This is a genomic window from Sphingobium sp. FG11 (assembly GCF_057809915.1).
Window position 1 is genome coordinate 1 of record NZ_JBMDKW010000003.1, and the last position, 18,756, is coordinate 18,756.

At 63.8% G+C, this 18,756-nt stretch carries 18 protein-coding genes and 1 tRNA gene; 13 read left to right on the top strand and 6 right to left on the bottom strand.

The genetic code is table 11. From position 1 onward, the window contains the following. A partial coding sequence (locus ACODSN_RS02980; RefSeq protein ID WP_489053050.1) for a hypothetical protein occupies positions 1–245 on the top strand: 245 nt, incomplete at its 5' end. Between the two features lie 180 nt (positions 246–425). Here ACODSN_RS02980 and ACODSN_RS02985 read toward each other — a convergent pair. Continuing rightward, a complete protein-coding gene (locus ACODSN_RS02985) occupies positions 426–980 on the bottom strand; it encodes a GIY-YIG nuclease family protein (RefSeq protein ID WP_489053052.1) in 555 nt (184 codons plus the stop codon). 380 nt (positions 981–1,360) lie between these two features. Between ACODSN_RS02985 and ACODSN_RS02990 the strand changes: the two genes are divergently transcribed. After that, entirely contained in the window at positions 1,361–1,762 is a 402-nt protein-coding gene (locus ACODSN_RS02990; RefSeq protein ID WP_489053054.1) for an Arm DNA-binding domain-containing protein, read from the top strand. 940 nt (positions 1,763–2,702) lie between these two features. On the opposite strand, the gene ACODSN_RS02995 is transcribed toward ACODSN_RS02990, so the two are convergent. Beyond that, a tRNA-Ser gene (locus ACODSN_RS02995) sits at positions 2,703–2,792 on the bottom strand. Positions 2,793–2,924: 132 nt separating this feature from the next. Between ACODSN_RS02995 and hspQ the strand changes: the two genes are divergently transcribed. From hspQ to ACODSN_RS03010, 3 genes are all read left to right on the top strand, one after another. Next, a complete protein-coding gene (gene hspQ, locus ACODSN_RS03000) occupies positions 2,925–3,296 on the top strand; it encodes a heat shock protein HspQ (RefSeq protein WP_489053056.1) in 372 nt (123 codons plus the stop codon). Positions 3,297–3,362: 66 nt separating this feature from the next. Then, positions 3,363–4,058: a GDSL-type esterase/lipase family protein gene (locus ACODSN_RS03005; protein ID WP_489053057.1), complete on the top strand. Its 696-nt coding sequence runs from the start codon at positions 3,363–3,365 to the stop codon at positions 4,056–4,058. 83 nt (positions 4,059–4,141) lie between these two features. Continuing rightward, positions 4,142–6,112: an OPT family oligopeptide transporter gene (locus tag ACODSN_RS03010; protein ID WP_489053059.1), complete on the top strand. Its 1,971-nt coding sequence runs from the start codon at positions 4,142–4,144 to the stop codon at positions 6,110–6,112. 43 nt (positions 6,113–6,155) lie between these two features. Here the strand turns inward: ACODSN_RS03010 and ACODSN_RS03015 are convergent, their stop codons facing one another. Together ACODSN_RS03015 and queF are read right to left on the bottom strand one after the other, a co-directional pair. Further along, entirely contained in the window at positions 6,156–8,816 is a 2,661-nt protein-coding gene (locus tag ACODSN_RS03015) for a M1 family metallopeptidase (protein ID WP_489053061.1), read from the bottom strand. Between the two features lie 153 nt (positions 8,817–8,969). Next, positions 8,970–9,443, bottom strand: coding sequence for a preQ(1) synthase (gene queF / locus ACODSN_RS03020; protein WP_489053063.1), 474 nt, complete (start codon positions 9,441–9,443; stop codon positions 8,970–8,972). On the opposite strand from queF, the gene ACODSN_RS03025 reads away from it, so the two are divergent. From ACODSN_RS03025 to ACODSN_RS03060, 8 genes are all read left to right on the top strand, one after another. Further along, entirely contained in the window at positions 9,442–10,713 is a 1,272-nt protein-coding gene (locus tag ACODSN_RS03025) for a hypothetical protein (protein ID WP_489053065.1), read from the top strand. The two genes, queF and ACODSN_RS03025, sit on opposite strands and share 2 nt — an antisense overlap. An 82-nt stretch (positions 10,714–10,795) precedes the next feature. Next, complete coding sequence (gene sseA / locus ACODSN_RS03030) at positions 10,796–11,641, top strand: 3-mercaptopyruvate sulfurtransferase (protein ID WP_489053066.1); 846 nt, start codon at positions 10,796–10,798, stop codon at positions 11,639–11,641. Further along, a complete protein-coding gene (metC, locus tag ACODSN_RS03035; protein WP_489053067.1) occupies positions 11,638–12,855 on the top strand; it encodes a cystathionine beta-lyase in 1,218 nt (405 codons plus the stop codon). The genes sseA and metC overlap by 4 nt, the downstream gene beginning before the upstream one ends. After that, the gene (locus ACODSN_RS03040; protein ID WP_489053069.1) at positions 12,852–14,108 is read left to right on the top strand and encodes a mechanosensitive ion channel family protein; all 1,257 of its coding nucleotides are present in this window, start codon (positions 12,852–12,854) and stop codon (positions 14,106–14,108) included. Before metC ends, ACODSN_RS03040 begins: the two co-directional genes overlap by 4 nt. Before the next feature lie 184 nt (positions 14,109–14,292). Beyond that, positions 14,293–15,033: a TorF family putative porin gene (locus ACODSN_RS03045; RefSeq protein WP_489053071.1), complete on the top strand. Its 741-nt coding sequence runs from the start codon at positions 14,293–14,295 to the stop codon at positions 15,031–15,033. 88 nt (positions 15,034–15,121) lie between these two features. After that, positions 15,122–15,634, top strand: coding sequence for a sterol desaturase family protein (locus ACODSN_RS03050; protein ID WP_489053073.1), 513 nt, complete (start codon positions 15,122–15,124; stop codon positions 15,632–15,634). A gap of 87 nt (positions 15,635–15,721) precedes the next feature. Beyond that, a complete protein-coding gene (gene lgt / locus ACODSN_RS03055) occupies positions 15,722–16,588 on the top strand; it encodes a prolipoprotein diacylglyceryl transferase (protein WP_489053075.1) in 867 nt (288 codons plus the stop codon). After that, positions 16,578–17,642 carry a class I SAM-dependent methyltransferase gene (locus tag ACODSN_RS03060; RefSeq protein ID WP_489053077.1) on the top strand — a complete coding sequence of 355 codons (1,065 nt, stop codon included), beginning with the start codon at positions 16,578–16,580 and terminating at the stop codon, positions 17,640–17,642. The genes lgt and ACODSN_RS03060 overlap by 11 nt, the downstream gene beginning before the upstream one ends. 3 nt (positions 17,643–17,645) lie before the next feature. On the opposite strand, the gene gmk is transcribed toward ACODSN_RS03060, so the two are convergent. After that, positions 17,646–18,311: a guanylate kinase gene (gmk, locus tag ACODSN_RS03065; protein ID WP_489053078.1), complete on the bottom strand. Its 666-nt coding sequence runs from the start codon at positions 18,309–18,311 to the stop codon at positions 17,646–17,648. Positions 18,312–18,385: 74 nt separating this feature from the next. Beyond that, the gene (locus ACODSN_RS03070) at positions 18,386–18,730 is read right to left on the bottom strand and encodes a hypothetical protein (protein ID WP_489053080.1); all 345 of its coding nucleotides are present in this window, start codon (positions 18,728–18,730) and stop codon (positions 18,386–18,388) included. Positions 18,731–18,756: the final 26 nt, after the last annotated feature.

An 18,756-nucleotide genomic window follows, 5' to 3' on the forward strand; every position in this document is an offset into this window, starting at 1 on the left:
ACTTCTCAGTGGAAATTACTGGCCTCCCCGGGTCACTTCTCAACGGCAATCAACAGACCAGCGGTCTCATGCGCTTCGGTCCCAAGCACAACGACATCATCCGCCACATCGGCGATATGATCCGGTTCAAATTGGGGCTGCCTAAGCGCAAGGCACTCGTGAAGCTCCAGGAAGAGATCGCGATGCGTAAGATGCTGGAGGAGGTCATGGCAGCAGAGGAATCGACGACCGAAACCGTCGCCTAAAAACTGAGGCCGGCGCCGTCACCGACGGAGCCGGCCTCGACCCTTTTCATGGTTGCGGGATGAATCCCTCCTTAAGTCGCCTATCGCGGGATACATCCCGCACGACCCGCCAAGCGCAGAGGCAAATTCTCAGATCCGTGCAGTTGCCACTTTGCGCGGCGTCAATGGACCTGCGGTCGATCAGCCTGTGATATAGGCGCGGTTCCCAATAAGCGGCCGCGGAGCGGCGTCCGGTGCGACCTTGGCAAGACAACCCTCGATCTCATCCCAATCAATTTGCTTCCATTCGACGGCATCCTTAAACTTCATCGACACTGAATTGTTTCGCGTTCCCATCGCCTTGATCAGCAGGGCTTCGAGATCGCCGATCGTGGCGTGGGCATTCTCCGTGACTTCTTCGTTTGGTTTGCCCAGCTGCAATATGCCAAGTTTATCGGCATCGGCGATCGGCCGAAAGCCGAACCAGGAGAAGCGGTCCCACTTACCAGCATGCTCGTCTTCAGTGTGATCCTTCAGACGTTTACCGAGACCTGCGCGGGAAAGGCCGACATAATTCGCACCGTAGTTATCGTAGAGAATGTAGATGCCGTGTTGGTATCGAAAGTCGGCGACCTTGATGGTCCCTTTGTTTCGACCGGTACGGCCAAGCAACCTGAAACTGTCTCGCGCTCCAGAGCCGGGCGCCCATTCAATCTCGTCGGCTCTCCAGAACACGCCATAGCTGGTGATCCTCACAAACTTTGCTCCTCAAACTACTGCCATTCGAACCCCTAGCTTTCAGAAGTCCAGCCAAACAATGAACGGCCAATTTCCATTGCGCTGTCTTGTGTCACCGCCCATTTCGAGCTTACGCAAACCCACGTTCCACCCGCGTCCAGCCTTTTCCACGAACTGAAAGCATGCTAATGATGCTCTTGGCGCGTTCGTAAGTCTATGATTTGACTGAGAAATCAATTGCTTAGCTGCCCAGCGATCAAGCTCTTCTGGCACCACAGACCTTTCCGGCGACGTCCGGGAAGGTCCGGCAAGCAGCTGGTTTTACAGCATTTTTTCAGTGAAAATCGCCAAATGAAATCCGGGCTCATCCACCCGAATCCATTGGCAGCACCATCAGAATGATGGTGTTTTTGATGGTGCCGGAGAGCCCCTTTGGAGCTGGCACCATCATGGCACTGAATCACATCCAGATCACCAACGCCAAACCTCGGGACAAGGCCTATAAACTGGCCGACGCCGATGGGTTGTATCTCGCCGTCCAGACGAACGGTACGAAACTCTGGCGCATGAACTACCGATACCTCGGTCGACAGAATACGCTCTATTTCGGCGCGTGGCCCGAGGTAGGGATAGCTATGGCGCGCCAGCAGCGCGCCGCAGCAAGGGAGCCGATCGTCGCCGGGCTCGACCCCGCCGCCGAGAGGCGGAGCGACACGCTCGCGCGCAAGGTGGCCGCAGACAACACAAAGCGGACCTCATTTCGAGAAGGATGGCTGTTTCCACATGCCGGGATCGGCTGATATATATGCGGGGCGCACGCGCCTAACTAAACGGTCTATTTCGATGTTGTATGGCCTTCGTGCAGTTCCGTATCCATTGAACGATTGCTCTGCTCGATACATTTCATGGCTACCAGTGAGGAGTATTCTTATTTTCTCTCCTTTTGTCTGAAGCGCGATATCGCAAGAGCTAAGAAAGATTACGAACACGAAGTCTGCCTTCTTATGTGGCCCCTTCCATGAATTTAACACTATCAATACTGCCATTGGCGTGAGGCCATCTTTCCATGCCGAGCCAAGAACCATTGGCGAAAGCACTTCAGCGTCGATTACCGAATCACTTTGGGAAAATGCGATTTGGGCAGCATGTTTGATTTTCGCAGGGGATGTTTCGATATGAGGGAAGGAGCATGCGTGCGCAGGCAAGCTGGCGAGAAATAAGACGGGCAAGAGCGACAAAAAGGAAACCAATCGAAGGCGGATGATATTAAGTTTCATCTGCGAATGATGTGGCAAGATGCAGGTTACGGCAAGACCCGATCACGCATGTCAGCTTTCGAGATGCCAGTGGAAGCTTCGAGTGGCAATCTTTGGTCGTCACCCTCCCGTCCGCTTTCCCTCATCCTCATCCCGCAGCCCCCGTTCGATCTCTCCCTCACCGCTTCCACAGACGGCTGATATCGCCCCTCAGCCCCGATCATTCCGATGCAGCCCCAACAGTCCCAACGCAATCCTCACTCAGAGGATCGCTCCTGACATTAAGCGGCCGCCTGCACATCTGACACTGGTTCGTCATCGTCCCACCCGATTTTACGGATATCGTTTCGTGCGCGACAATCGGCAGCAGGTCGATTATCCCGCGAAACGATCAGCGTTGACACTTCATATATACGGTTTCGAACCCAGAAAGGCTTCAAGGTTTTCAGCTTCTTGGAGGCAAGAAAACCCGGAAATTTTAATATGGCGGAGAGGCAGGGATTCGAACCCTGGGTACCGTCACCGGCACGCCGCATTTCGAGTGCGGTGCATTCGACCACTCTGCCACCTCTCCGCAGAAGGTCCGCTGCGCCGTTGGCGTGGCAGTCCCGGTCGAGCGGCGCCAATAGCGAATGATAGGGGGCTTGCCAAGCGGGCTTGCGGCTATTTTTCTTGTGCGCGGGCGCAACAGTCCTACATTGGCCATATGAAAGACGCGATTCAGATTTTCGGCGCGGGCGTGACCGCACCACCCATCGTCCATGCCCGTTTCAGCATCGGCGATGTGGTGAAGCATCGCATGTTCTCGTTCCGCGGTGTCGTGTTCGATATCGATCCGGTCTTTGCGAACAGCGAGGAATGGTATGAATCGATTCCGGAGTCCGCTCGCCCGGACAAGCACCAGCCCTTTTATCACTTGCTCGCCGAAAATGGCGAATCCAGCTATGTCGCCTATGTCAGCCAGCAGAATCTGGTTGGAGACGATAGCGGCGAGCCGGTCGATCATCCCGCGATTTCCGACATGTTCAGCACCTATGCGAACGGCAAATATCGGCTGCGCCCGCTTCATCGTCACTGACCAGCCGGTAGGCGCGCCGTGAGGAGCGGAGCATGGTCGCTCGCGTGCCTATCCGGCGCGGCGCTCATGCTAGTGCCGGGTCCCGCGACCGGAGCAGGCGATCTCGCACCACTGCGCGCCGACAATCCCAACGCCGACCCCAGCTTTCCGTTTTCGAACGAAATTGCGGCATTCGCGAAGGCCAATGACAGCGGCCCGACCGTTGCCGACGCTACGCTGTTCATCGGCAGCTCCAGCATCCGCCTGTGGGATGTCGCCGGCAGCTTTCCCGATATCGCGACGGTCAATCGCGGGTTCGGCGGCGCGACGACGCGCGATGTGCTCCATTATTATCGCCGCCTGCTGCCGCGCGCCGCACCCCGTTCCATCATCGTTTACGTGGGCGAAAATGATCTGGCCGGCGGCGCGACGCCGCCGGAGGTGACGCGCAACATATTGACCCTGCTGGCGCGGCTGCGCGGCGATTATCCGCGTGCGCATATTTTGTGCCTGTCGCTCAAGCCCAGCCCGATCCGCTGGACCTTATGGCCCAAGCTCGCGGCGGTGAACATGACGATCGCTGCGCGCGCGCGGGCAGCGGGGTTCGAGTATCTTGATGTGGGTAAGGTGTTGCTCGCGTCCGATGGCCTGCCGGACGCGTCTCTGTTCCGCCCCGACGGGCTGCATATGAACGCCATCGGCTATCGTCGCTGGACCGGGCTGATCGATGCGTGGCTGGATCGCGCTATACTGGCCGACGTGGGGCGTGAGCAAGCATCCTGAGCCGCCAACTTTGTGATTGATCCAACACAGAGCAATATTATTACAGAGCGGCCACCAACCGGCGCGGGCGAGAGGATGCGACATTGACCAGCGATTCAACCAGGGCAGCGCCGATGGCGGAACTCACGTTGCGGGGCGTGATCCTGGGCGCGCTCATCACGGTGATCTTCACGGCCGCCAATGTCTATCTCGGCCTCAAGATCGGCCTGACCTTTGCAACATCGATCCCGGCCGCCGTGATCTCCATGGCGGTGCTGCGCTTTTTCAGAAGCGGCACGATCCTGGAAAACAATATCGTCCAGACGATCGCGTCCGCCGCCGGTACGCTCTCCGCGATCATCTTCGTCCTGCCCGGCCTTGTCATCATCGGCTGGTGGCAGGGTTTTCCCTATTGGCTGTCCGCCTGTACCATCGCGCTCGGCGGCATCATGGGCGTCATGTATTCGGTGCCGTTGCGCCGCGCGCTCGTGACGGGTTCCGACCTCCCCTATCCCGAAGGCGTCGCCGCCGCCGAAGTGTTGAAGGTGGGCGCCGGATCGCGCGAGGGCGCGGCGGAAAATCAGCGGGGCCTCGCCGCCATCGCCATGAGCACGATCGCAGCCGCCGGATTTTCGATCTTGGCCAAAACCCGCCTGATCGCGGAGGAAGCCGCGACCTTCTTCAAGCTGGGCGCGGGCGCGACATCGGTATCGACCAGCTTTTCGATGGCGCTGATCGGCGTGGGCCATCTCGTCGGCCTGTCGGTGGGAGTGGCGATGTTCGTCGGGCTGCTGATCAGTTGGCTCGGCATCGTCCCCTACCTGACGTCACCCTTACCCACGGGCGCGGACCTCGCGGATCTGGTCGGGACCACGTTCCGCATGAAGGCGCGTTTCATCGGTGCCGGGACGATCGGCGTCGCCGCGATCTGGACCCTGCTCAAGATATTGGGTCCGATCGTCAGCGGCATCCGGTCGGCGATGGCGGCGGCGAAAGTCCGCAAGGCCGGCGATGGCGGCCTGCTTGAACTGACCGAGCGCGACCTGCCGATCGGCATCGTCGGCGGCACGATTCTCGCCAGCCTCGCGCCGATCGCGCTGCTGCTGTGGATATTCGCGCAGGGTGGCCCGATCGCGCTCAATCCCGTGCCGATCATCGCGCTGACGCTCGCCTATATCCTTGTCGCTGGCATCGTCATCGCATCGGTCTGCGGCTATATGGCGGGGCTGATCGGCGCGTCGAACAGTCCGATTTCGGGCGTCGGCATTCTTGCCGTACTGGGCGCTTCGCTGATCCTTGCGGCGATCTACGGCTCGGGCGGCGACCCGTCGCAAAGCCAGGCGCTGATCGCCTACGCGCTGTTCACCACCGCGATCATCTTTGGCGTGGCGACGATTTCCAACGACAATCTTCAGGACCTCAAGACCGGGCAACTGGTCGGCGCGACGCCATGGAAACAGCAGATCGCGCTGGTGCTGGGCGTGATTTTCGGCGCGCTGGTCATCCCGCCGGTGCTGGACCTGCTGGGTAGCGCATTCGGCTTTGCCGGCGCGCCGGGCGCGGGGCCGAACGCCCTGCCCGCGCCTCAGGCCGCGCTGATTTCGGCGTTGGCCAAGGGGGTGCTGGGCGGGGATCTCGACTGGAGCCTGATCGGCATCGGCGCGGGCATCGGTGCGGTGGTGGTCGCCATCGACGAGGCGCTGGGGCGGGCGGGCAAGCTGCGCCTGCCGCCGCTTGCAGTGGGCATGGGCATTTACCTGCCGATGGCGCTGACCCTGCTGATCCCGGTCGGAGCGGTGATCGGCCACCTCTATAATCGCTGGGCGCTGCGCCAGTCCCATCCCGAATTTGCCGAGCGCATGGGCGTGTTGATGGCGACGGGCTTCATCGTCGGCGAAAGCCTGTTCGGCGTCGCCTTCGCCGGGATCGTCGCGGCGAGCGACAGCGACGCGCCGTTCGCGCTGGTGGCGGAAAACCGCTGGGGCGCGGCGCTTTCCGTCATCCTGTTCTTCGGCGTCGTCGCCGCGCTCTATGCCAGACTGCGGCGGCAGGCTTCGATGCCGCTCGATGGTTGAGCGAGCATCCCCCTTCCCCGAAAGGAAGGGGGACGACCCCTTTTTACTTCCGCGCGAACCAGGCGGCGAGTGACGGTTTCAGACGGGCGCGGGTTTCGATCCGCGTCCTGATTGCCGAAATCGAGCGGTCGACCACCTTGCGCGATTCCGGCGTCAGATATTGGGTCGCATAGGCATCCAGCTTCGTCACCATCGCCGGATCGGCCGAACTGCCGCCGAGGCGGGCGATCGCCTGGCTGCGGGCGGACACATCGATCATCGCTTCATATTGCTGGCGGTGCGCCAGCACATAATCGACCGCGAGCATGCTATGCTCCCGCCCGACCGCGCTGATGATCGCGGCGCTGGTGGTCTTGCCCGGCTCATCGGTCATGGCAAGGTCGAGCGCCTGCTTCGCCAGCGCCTCGTCCTTGGCCGCGCCGAGCAGCGAGAAGAGCTGGCTCTTTTCGAGGTCGGACTTCGCGCCGTTCGCCAGCGTGCGCAAACGGCTCCATGTCGCCTGATCGGCATTGGCGGCGACGATCGCCAGCCAGCTTGTCTTGAGCGGCCCATCCAGCGCGGTGGGATCGGTGGCGAGCGCGGCGAAGCGGCGGTTCGCCTCCGTCACCACCATCTTGTCGCCCATCGCGCCCAAAGTGCTGACGAGCGTCGCGCGCAACACCGGCACCTGCGGCCCTTCGCCCGCCTTCGCTTCATAGCCGAGCGCGGCGAGCGTCGGCGAAAGCTTGGCCGAGGCATAGGCGGCGATCTTCGCCCGCTGTGCCGCATCGCCCTCGAACATCTGGTAAGCGCCGAGCAGATAGGCGGGCACTTCGGAGAGGACGGCCGGGCTGGCGCTCGCCGGCACAGCGTCGATCAGGTCCAGCGACAGGCCGATCGGCTGGTATCCGCCAAGGCCGAGCGCCCAATTGTCGGCGAGCAGACCGTTCTGGTCGATCGACGCCAGTTTCGTGAAGTCCTTCGCCAGCGCCTGCACATTGGCCGCGGGATAGAGCGAGCGATAATAGCCCGTCTGCCCGGCATTGACGACATAGGCACCGCAGCCCGGCAGCGTGACCTGGCCCTTGCCCTCCAGGATCAGCCGCTGCGGCGCGCCACCCACGGTCTGCGCCATCACGGGCACATGCCAGCTGAGCGGCGTCTTGTCCTTGCGGTCGCGGCTATATTCGCCCTGGCTGAGCGTCAGGACAGTGTTGCCGCCCTTGCAGGTCGCGCTGTCGACCCTGACCAGCGGGATGCCCGGCTGGCTGGTGAAGTCGCGGGCGATGCCCGACAGGCCTTTGGCCCCCGCGCCCTCGACCGCGTTCCACAGATCGTCGGTCACCGTATTGCCATAGGCATGGGCCTTCACATACGCCCGGATGCCGTTGCGCCACACATCCTCGCCGGCGAATCCTTCGAGCATGGTGATGACGGCCTCGCCCTTCTGATAGGTGATGTCGTCGAACGCCTGGCTGGTTTCATCGACCGTGCGGATTTTCTGAACGATCGGATGGGTGGTGCCGAGCGAATCGAGGTTCATCGCCCGTTCGCGCCCGTCGACCCGGCCGAGCAGCGCTTCCCAGTCGGGTTGCAGCTTGTCGGTGACTTTGGTCGCCATCCAGCTCGCAAATCCTTCGTTCAGCCACAGATCGTCCCACCAGGCCATGGTGACGAGATCGCCGAACCATTGATGCGCCATTTCATGCGCGACGATTTCATAGATGGTGCGGCGCGTGCCCTCCGACGTGAATTTGGGGTCGACCAGCAGCGCCCGTTCGAAGGTGAAGATCGCGCCCCAATTTTCCATCGCGCTGAAAAACTGGCTCTGGCCGGGGCCGGCGACATTATCGAGCTTGGGCAGCGGGAAGGGTACGCCGAAATAGTCATTATACCAGGGCAGGATCGCCGCCGACGCGTCGAGCGCCAGTTGCGCCTTGCCGGTATTGCCCTTGCCGGTGATGACGCCCACTTCGGTCGCGCCGGCCATCTTGGTGGCGCGATCAAGTTCGCCAAGGCCGAAAAACAGCAGGTAGGACGACATTTTGGGCGTGGTGCCAAACGCCACCCGCGTGCGCCCGCCGCCCAGATTTTTCTGCGCCTTCACCGGCATGTTGCCGACCGCCATCTGGCCCGTGGGGACGATCGCGCTGAGGTCGAACGTCGCCTTGTAGCTGGGTTCATCGAAGCTCGGCACGAAACGGCGCGCATCGGGCGCTTCGAACTGGGTGAAAAGCGCGCGCTTCGCCTTGCCCGCATTGTCGGTATAGTCGAGCGCGAACAGGCCGTTCGCCTGCGTCGCGATGACACCGCTATAGGCGATGGTCAGCCTGTAGCTGCCAGGCGCGACCGGCTTGCCGAAATCAAGCGTCACCGTCTGCGCGGCGGCATCGACTTTTGCCGCGCCCTTCGCGGCCTTGCCCCTGGCGGGCGTCAGCAGGACATCGCCAAAGGTCAGGTCGGCGGCGTTCAGCACCAGGGTGGGCATCGCCGCGCTGACCGTCAGGTCGATCGTCACCTTGCCGGTGAAGCGCAGGTTGGCCGCATCCGGCGTCACCTCGATGGCATAATGGCTTGGCGCCGCGCCGCGCGGCAATTGCGTCGTGATGCCCGGCGCGGGACCGGCCGGAGCGCCGGTTTGCGCGCCGGTCTGGGCATCGAGCGGCGTAGCGAGCGCCAGCGGGGCGGCGGCGCACAGGAGCGGAAGAAATCTGGAGATGGTCATGGGAATGGTGACTCCGACAAGTCTGATCGGCGGGCAACGATCCGCCCGCTATACAGCACGGATTGTCACAATCCCGCTGCCCTTCCAACTGTTCCTTGCATGCGCCCATGTCGCCGGTCGAACTGCACGCGCCGTTCGTCGGCGCGAACGGCTTTATCCCCGGCCGCGATAGCCCGGAACATCCTGCGGCGGCAGCCACAGATCCTGCGGCGGCGCGCCCGATTGCCAGAATATGTCGATCGGGATGCCGCCACGCGGATACCAGTAGCCGCCAATGCGCAGCCATAGCGGCTTCATCTCGTCGAACAGCCGTTCGGCGATGCCGACGGTGCAATCCTCATGGAATGCGGCATGGTTGCGAAAGCTGCCGAGAAACAGCTTCAGCGACTTCGATTCGACGATCGTCGCGGCGGGCGCATAATCGATCACCAGATGAGCGAAGTCGGGCTGGCCGGTGACGGGGCAGAGCGACGTGAACTCGGGCGCGGTGAAACGCACCAGATAGGGGCGACCCGGGCGCGGATTGGCGACATAATCGAGGATCGCCTCATCAGGATGACTGGGAAGACTGCTGGTGCGGCCAAGGTGCAGGGGGGTGGCGTTGGCGGGAGGGAAGGTATCGGTCATGGCCGGTTATCTATGCGAATACACGGCCGATGTCACCGCCCCGCCCCGTTCATCTGGCGTTCAGCCGCCGGGCTGCCTTGGAAGCGGCATGGGGTTCCGCTTTTCGATCCTGCTGATGCCACTCCTGCTGGCGAGTCCCGCGCTTGCCCAGCAGAATGAGGGCGCGTCGCCCATCTTCAATCTGCCCCAGGGCAATGGGACCCAGCCAGCGCCCACGCGCCAGCAGGGACCGGAGATCAACGTCTATCGCGCCCCGGCGACCCCATTGGTCGCGCCGCCCGTGGTGTTGCCGACCATTGAGGCGCCGCCGGTGCCTGTAACGCCCGTTGACTCGAAACCTCCGCAGGCAGCAGCGCGCCCGGAAAGGCCAAGCCGCGCGGCGACGGCACCTGTCGCCCCATCGGAAGAAGCCGCGCGTCCCTCAACCGACCGCCCACCGGCCACGCCTGCACCGGAAGCACCCGCCGTCGCGCCTTCGCCGCCCGCGCCGATGGTTGTGGCACCGACAAAGATACCCGTGCCTGTTTCGGCGGCCGATACGGGGCCGACACGATCGACGCCATGGGGCTGGATCGTCGGCGCAGTCGTGGTGTTGATCGCCGCCGTCCTGCTGTTGCGTCGCCGCCGTGCGGATGTGGTGGCCGAGATCGAAGTCGAACCCTCGCCGCCCGTCGCCGATGAGACCGATACGGCCATCATCACGCCCCCGACTGCCCCCGAGCAAGTCAAGGAACCCGCTACCGAACCTGCCGCGTCGGAGGAGGAACGCCCCCGGCTCGATTGTTCGCTGGAGGTGACGGCGGCGCGCTATTCGCTGATGGGCGCGACCATCGCTTACCGGCTGGCAGTGCATAATCGGGGCGATCGGGCGGCGGAGGATATATTGATCCGCGTCCTGCTCGCCAATGCGGGAACGGCGCAGCAGGACACGCTCGATCGGTTTCTCGACGGGTCGCTCGGGCTGGCGTGCCATTCCATCGTCGCGCTCGCGCCCGGCGAAGGGCACTGGTTGAGCGGGGAACTGCGACTGCCGCCCGAGGAGATCGTCCCGCTTCAAGCCGGCGAGCGGGCGCTGCTCGTGCCGCTCGCCCTGTTCGACCTGCACTATCCGCTGCCGGACGGCAGCACGGGCCGGCTCGCACGCAGTTTTCTTATCGGACAAGCGCCAGCATCGGCGGACGCGCGGCTCGCGCCGCTGCGCATGGACATGGGTCCGCGCCAGTTCCGCAATCCCGCCGCGCGCGCGGTCGGCGACATCCTCGTCCGGTAGAACGAGCACAGGTCAAAGGCCCCTTTCCAGCGCCGATGCCGCCTTCTACAAGCTGGACAGAACAACGCAGAGGGTTTCCCGCATGGACATAGTGGTTTCCACCGAATGGCTCGCCGCCGAACTGGGCAAGCCCGACCTCCGGATCGTCGACGCCACGCTGTTCCTGCCCGGCACGCCGCGCGACCCGCGCGCCGAATATGAAGCGGCGCATATTCCGGGTGCGGCGTTTCTCGATCTGCCGACCCTGTCCGATCCCGCCGATCCGGTGCCGGGCCAGTTGCCAACCGATGAATGGATGACGCAACGGGTGCAGGCGCTGGGCATCGATGCCGACAGCCGCGTCATCGTCTATGACAACAGCCCGGTGCACAGCGCCGCGCGCGGATGGTGGATGATGCGCCTGTTCAACATCGGCGCTGGCGCTGCGATCCTTGACGGCGGCTTGCCCAAATGGATCGCGGAAGGACGGCCGACGGAAAGCGGCGCCGTGTCGCCGCCGCCCGGTAATGCCGTCGCCCGGCGCGACCATGGTCCGGTGCGCAACAAGGCGGACATGCTCGCCAATGTGGAGAGCGGCGCCGAACAGGTGCTCGACGCGCGCGGCGCAGGCCGTTTCACCGGCGAGGAAAAGGAACCGCGTCCGGGTATGGCCTCGGGGCATATTCCCGGCTCCATGAACCTGCCGTCATCCGCCCTGTTCAACCCCGACAACAGCATGAAGTCGGGCGAGGAACTGCGCCAGCTGTTTATCAAGGCCGGGGTCGATTTCGACCGGCCGGTCGCCACCACCTGCGGCAGCGGCGTGACCGCCGCGATCCTGCTGGCCGGGCTGGAGACGCTCGGCAAGCGCGACGTGTCCCTATATGACGGCAGCTGGTCCGACTGGGGTATCGACCCCGCCACGCCCAAGGCGACCGGCCCCGCATGAGCGAGAGCGAGAGCGAGGATGCGCGCCGGCCGCTGACCAGGCTGGCGCAGGCCGGACGGCGGCCGGAATGGACCGGGCTTCCGGGGCAGCCGGGCGGCATCGTCAATCCGCCGGTGTGGCGCGCATCGACTATCCTCTATGACGATGTCGCGCATCTGCGCGCGGCGACCACCAACACGCATGAGCGCTTGTTCTACGGCCGCAAGGGCACGCCGACCGCCTGGAGCCTGGCCGATGCGCTCACCGAAATGGAGCCGGGCGCGGCGGGGACGATGCTCTTTCCCTCGGGCGTGGCGGCGATCGCGTGCGCGCTGATGGCGGTGCTGCGGCCCGGCGACCGGCTGCTGATGGTCGACAGCGCCTATGACCCGACCCGCAATTTCTGCGAACAGGTGCTCAAACCCTTCGGCGTCGAGACCGTCTATTATGATCCGACGATCGGCGCAGGCATCGCCGCGCTGCTGACCGACGATGTCCGCGCGATCTTTCTGGAAAGCCCCGGCAGCCTGACCTTCGAGGTGCAGGATATTCCCGCCATCGTTGAGGCGGCGAAAGAACGGGGCATCGTCACCCTGATCGATAACACTTGGGCGACGCCGCTGTTTCTGCCGGCGTTGTCGCTGGGCGTCGATATCTCGATCCTCGCCTGCACCAAATATATCGTCGGCCATAGCGATGTGATGATGGGCTCGGTTACGGCTAACGACGCGCTGTTCCCGAAGATTCGCCAGACCGCCTGGAGCTTTGGCCAGATGACCAGCCCCGACGACGCCTGGCTCGCAGCGCGCGGCCTGCGGACGCTCGGCATCCGCCTGAAACAGCATCAGGACAGCGCGCTGCAAATCGCCCGCTGGCTGGAGGATCAGCCCGATGTCGCGCGCGTGCTGCACCCGGCGCTTCCCGGTTGCCCCGGCCATGCCCTGTGGCGACGGGATTTCAGCGGCTCCAGCGGCCTGTTCAGTTTCGTACTGAAAGGCGGCGACGAGGGGGCACGCGCCGCGCTGATCGATGGCCTGGCGCATTTCGGCATCGGCTATAGCTGGGGCGGGTTCGAAAGCCTTGCGTTGCCCATCGATCCCGCCCGCTATCGCAGCGCGACATCCTGGCAGGCGGACGGCCCGATGGTGCGGCTTAACATTGGCCTCGAAGATCCCGCCGACCTCATCGCCGATCTCCATGCGGGACTTGCCCGCTTCCACGCGGCGCGGCGGTGACGACGGGACTGAACCGGCTGCTCGCCCTGACACCGGGCGATGCAGGCATCGTTCACCCGCTGATTGCGCTCGCGACCGCGCTGCTACTCCATCTGGTCGCCGCCGCCCTCGCCCGCTTTCTCGCGCCGCGCCTGACCCGGCATTCGCCCGCGCTGGACCCGGCGCTGGCCGAGCGCCTGCGGCCAGCGCTGCGTCACGCTTTTTCGGCGTTGCTGATCGGCCTTGTCGCCGCGCTCTGGCCGAATGGCACCACCGCGCATCTCGTGCTGGGCGCTGGCCTTGGCCTGTCGGTCGCGCTGTTCGCCGATCAGGCGATGCGCGCGCTCACCATGCCGCGTTGGGCCGCGCTGCCGCTGGCGCTGATCCTGTTCCTCATGATCCTGTCGGGCACCAGCGGCGGGCTGGCGCCGGTGGGTCAGATGCTGGACGCCATCGGCATCGATCTCGGCAAGCGGCGCGTCACGCTGCTCGGGGTGACGCAGATCGTGGCGACCTGCATCCTCCTCTTCGCCCTCATTCGCCTGGCCAACCGGCTGGTCAGCCGCAGCATCGCGCGCGCGGACGGTTTTGACGCGACGCAGAAGCTGCTGGCGCAAAAGCTCGCGGCGATCGTGGTGCTGATCGCGGCCTTCTTCATCGGCATCGACATGCTCGGGATCGATCTGACCGCCTTTGCCGTCTTTTCGGGCGCGCTCGGTCTGGCGGTCGGTTTCGGCCTGCAAAAGACGTTCGGCAATCTGATCGCCGGCATCATCCTGCTGATGGACCGCTCGATCAAGCCGGGTGACGTGATCGTTGTGGGCGACAGCTTCGGCTGGGTGAACAAGATCGGCGTGCGCGCGGTCAGCATCATCACCCGCGATGGCAAGGAGCATCTGATTCCCAACGAGAATCTGATGACGCAGGAGGTGGAGAACTGGTCCTATTCGGACCGGAACGTCCGCGTCCGCATTCCGGTGGGCGTGGGTTACGACAGCGATCTCGCGCTCGCCCAGCAACTGATGCTCCGCGCGGCGCAGGAAAGTCCGCGCGTTCTGAGCAATCCCAAGCCTAATGTCTGGCTGACGAGCTTTGGCGACAGCCGCGTCGAACATGATATATTGGTGTGGATCAGCGATCCGGAAAGCGGTGTCGGCAGCGTGCGTTCCGACGTGCTCAACCGCCTGTGGATTCTATTCCGCGAGCATGGCGTCACCATCCCCTATCCGCAGCGCGTCATCCATGGCGCCGATATCCTCTCGCGACCGCAATAGTCTCTTTTGTTGCACACCAGCAACAATAGGGCAGCAAATGACATCGAACAGCAATAAAATCTTGTGCGCCGCAATGAGTGGAGGCATGCCCTCACCGTCAAGGCAATGCGGCCCGGCCCCCAGGGGTACAGAGGCGGCAGCTTGATGCAGGCGGGACGATCGCTGGTCCATTAAGGGGAATATAATGCGTAAGTCCATTCTCGGCCTCTCGGCTGTAGCTCTTGTCGCGCTGTCCGCGCCGGCTCTCGCCCAGGACGCACCGACTTCTTCGCTCACCGTCACCGGCAATGCCGCAGTGGTGTCCGACTATCGTTTCCGTGGTATTTCGCAGACCGACAAGCGTTTCGCGCTTCAGGGCGGTATCACCGTTTCGCACGCCTCGGGCTTCTATGCCTCGGTCTGGGGTTCGTCGATTGACGATTATGTCGCCAATGGCGGCGACCAGGAACTCGACCTGATCGGCGGCTACACCAAGACCTTCGGTGCGGCCACCGTCGATGTCGGCGTACTCTACTACTATTATCCCGGTTCGGGCGGCGTGCCGACCGACTTCGTGGAACCCTATGCCTCGATCAAGGGCACGTTCGGCCCCGCGACTGCCAAGCTGACCGTCAACTATGCGCCCAAGGCGAAAGCCCTGTCGGTCGGCAATGGCAAGGAAGACAATCTCTACGTCGCAGGCGACCTGTCGGCCTCCATCCCCAACACCCCGGTGGGCGTGTCGGCGCATCTGGGCCACAGCTATGGTCCGAGCTACCTGACCATCGGCAAGGGCTATACCGACTGGAGCGTCGGCGCGACCTACACCTGGACGCACCTGACCTTCGGTGTCAGCTATGTCGACACCAACAAGGATCTCTATTCGCCGAGCGGCCGCAACGTCAGCAAGGCTGGCGTCGTCGGTTCGATCACCGCGTCGTTCTAATCGCTAAAATCTAGGGAAAAGGCCGTGACCCTCACCGGGGCCGCGGCCTTTTCTTTGCCTGACGCACATGGGGCGCTATAAAGGTCCCATGGTTTCGCCCTTCTTGCTTGTGCTGCTGTTTCTAGTCACCATCGCGGCGATGGAGGGGTTCGCCTATGTCATGCACCGCTGGGTAATGCATGGGCCGGGCTGGATCCTGCATGCCAGCCATCATCGCCCTCGTGCTGGCCGGTGGGAGGCGAATGATCTTTACTTCGTCATCTTCGCCCTGCCCTCCATCCTGCTGCTCCTCGGCGGCGTCCAATGGGGATGGGGCGGCTGGGCGACGGCGACGGGGGCGGGCATTGCCGCCTATGGCGCGATCTATCTCGGCTTCCACGACATCATCGTCCATCGCCGGGTCAGCCATCGCTATGTGCCGCGCGGGCGTTATATGAAGCGCATCGTCCAGGCCCATCGCCTCCATCATGCGGTCGAAACGAAGGCGGATTGCGTCAGCTTCGGCTTTCTGGTCGCGCCAAAGCCCGACCAGTTGAAGCGCGCCTTGGCGCAGGGCGGGCGCGCCGGCGTGCGGCGGGCGATCGAGCGCGAAGAAGCCTGAAACAACGTTTCTCCACGCAGCATCGCCCCTTCATCTTGCGCGGCGCTTGTTCTATGGCGGTCGCCTGCTTCCGAGGGAATTTGTGATTTGATCCTGGACCTAGCCGCCGCCGCTTCAGGCGCCATCCGATTTGAAGATCTGGGGCTTAGCCCGGTCGCGCTCGATCTCGGCTTCTTCACGCTGAAATGGTACAGCCTCGCTTATCTCGCGGGCATATTGATCGGCTATTGGTATCTGCTCAAGCTGATCGCGCAGCCGGGGTCGCCCATGGCCCGTCGCCACGCCGACGACATGATCTTCTATGCGACGCTGGGTATCATTATCGGCGGCCGGGCGGCCTATGTCCTGTTCTACCAGCCCGAAATCCTGGCCCATCCGCTCGACATCTTCAAATTATGGAATGGCGGCATGTCCTTCCATGGCGGCGTGGTCGGCGTGTCGCTCGGCATCCTCTATCTGGCCCGCAAGGAAGGGCTGTCGTGGCTGCGCGTGCATGATTTTGTCGCCTGCTGCGTCCCCTTCGGCCTGTTCTTCGGCCGGCTCGCCAATTTCGTGAACGGCGAACTATGGGGGCGCGAAACCGATGTGCCTTGGGGCGTCATCTTCCCGACCGGCGGCCCGTTCCCCCGCCATCCGAGCCAGTTGTACGAAGCCGTGCTGGAGGGCATCCTGCTGTTCGCGATCCTCGCCTTCGCCTTCTGGCGAACGAAGGCGCGCTACCAACCCGGCCGGCTCGTCGGTCTTTTCCTGTTCTGCTACGGCATCTTCCGCTTCGGCGTCGAATATATCCGCGAGCCGGACGCGCAACTGATAGAATTTGCCGCGCGTACCGGCCTGCATATGGGCCAGTGGCTGTGCGTGCCGATGATCCTGGGCGGCCTTTATCTGTTCCTCACCGCCAAGGGGCGGCGCGTGCGGGTGGAGCCGATCGCGGGCGGCGCGAGTGTCAGCTGAACCGCTGACGCTCAGCCAACGGCTCGCGCGGCAGATCGACGCCGGCGGGCCGATTTCCGTCGCCCATTATATGGCGGAGGCGAACCAGCATTATTACGGCACGCGCGACCCGTTGGGAGCGGATGGCGACTTCACCACCGCGCCGGAAATCAGCCAGATGTTCGGCGAGCTGGTGGGGCTGTGTCTCGCCGATATCTGGATGCGGTCGGGCCGCCGCACCGGCGCGCTCTACGCCGAACTGGGGCCAGGGCGCGGCACATTGGCCAGCGACGCGTTGCGCGCGATGGAGAGCGCCGCGCTCGCCCCGCGCGTCCATTTCGTCGAGACCAGCGCCAGTTTGCGAAACCGCCAGCGGGCGCTGCTGCCGCATGTCATTCATCACGATTCGGTCGAGACCTTGCCTGAAACAGGGCCATTGCTCGTCGTCGCAAATGAGTTTTTCGATGCCCTGCCCGTCCATCAGATCGTGCGGGTTCAGGACGGCTGGCGCGAGCGTGTGGTGATCCGGCGCGAGAGCGAGGGCCGGTTCATGCCCGTGCCCGGATACAGACGCATCGAATCCGGCCTTCCGCCTATGGCGGCCGATGCCCCTGACGGCACTATCTTCGAAAGTCCCGTCGCCGGCGCCACCATCGCCTTCGCGCTCGCCAACCGCATCGCACGGCAGGGCGGCGCGGCGATCATCATCGATTATGGTTATGAGGGACCGGCGCTCGGCGACACGCTTCAGGCGGTGCGCGACCATGGCTTTGCCGATCCGTTCGCCGATCCGGGCGAGGTCGACCTGACCACCCATGTCGATTTCACCGTCATCGGCAATATGGCGCGGCAAGCGGGACTTCGGGTGTCCGGCCCGGTCGGGCAAGGCGCTTTCCTCCGGCGGCTCGGCATCGACGCCCGCGCCGCGCAGCTCGCCACGACCAGCCCCGACCGCGCGCAGGAGGTGGAGGCCGCCCGCCGCCGCCTGACCGATGACGATGCGATGGGCAGCCTGTTCAGGGCGATGGCCTGGGTCCATCCCGACTGGGCGGACTCGGCGGGCTTCGCCGATTAAATCTCAGTCGTCCGCATGGGAACGGTTGAGTTTGCGGATGAAGCCGATCAGGCCCGTCTGGCGGCTGCGCTTCATGCGCTCGGCATGCAGGATCGTCTGCACCCGCTCGAAACAATCCTGCGCATCGACATTGCACAGCACATAGTCATAGCCGTCCCAATGCGCGATTTCGCCCGCCGCGCGCGCCATGCGGCCGGAAATTACCTCGTCGCTGTCGGTCGCCCGGCCGCGAAGACGCTTTTCCAGTTCCTCCATCGACGGCGGCAGAATGAACACGCGCACGACGTCGCCGCCCGCAATCTGGTGCAACTGCTGCGCGCCCTGCCAGTCGATATCGAACAACACATCCTGGCCGCTCTTGAGCATCGCCTCCACCGGCGCGCGCGGGGTGCCGTAACGCTGGCCGAACACATGCGCCCATTCGAGAAATTCATGATCGGCGGTCATGCGGCGAAATTCTTCGAGATCGACGAAGTTGTAATCCTTGCCGTCAACCTCGCCGGGGCGGATCGGTCTGGTCGTCGCGGAAACCGACATCGACAGGTCCGGCTCGGCGGCCAGCAGCTTGCGCGCGATCGTGGATTTTCCCGCGCCGGAAGGAGAAGAAAGGACGAAGAGCACGCCACGGCGCTTGAAGTCGGGCGTTTCGGGGGGGATGCTGTCGGCCATGGCCGCTAGTGCCGCCGAAGGCGCAATTTTGCAAGGGGGTCGGTGGCGACCGCAGCACGCAGCCTGCCGGGGCTTTAGCCCTGCCGCGCCTTACGCGCCTCCTCAAGCTGAACAGGCTCGGCGCTTCTGTCGGGCAGCAATTTCTGGTCGCGCTTGCGATCGATCTCGCGCTTCGCCTCGAACAGCTTGCCGGCCATGTAGGCGCCGGTGACGAACAGCGCCCCCGCCGGATAGCGCATGATGAGCCGCTTCGCGCCGACTCCGGCGACCAGACCGACTATCCCTTTCTTGCCCGTATCGGCGGCGACTCGCGCAGCGATGACCGTCGCGGCCACCCGCGCGGCCTTGCGCAACAAGCCGGCCTTGCGCGGTGGGCGGATGGTGACGAGGGGCTGGGTGGTGACGGATTTCTTGGGCATCGGGCATCCTTCTGGCTTGCTCAATG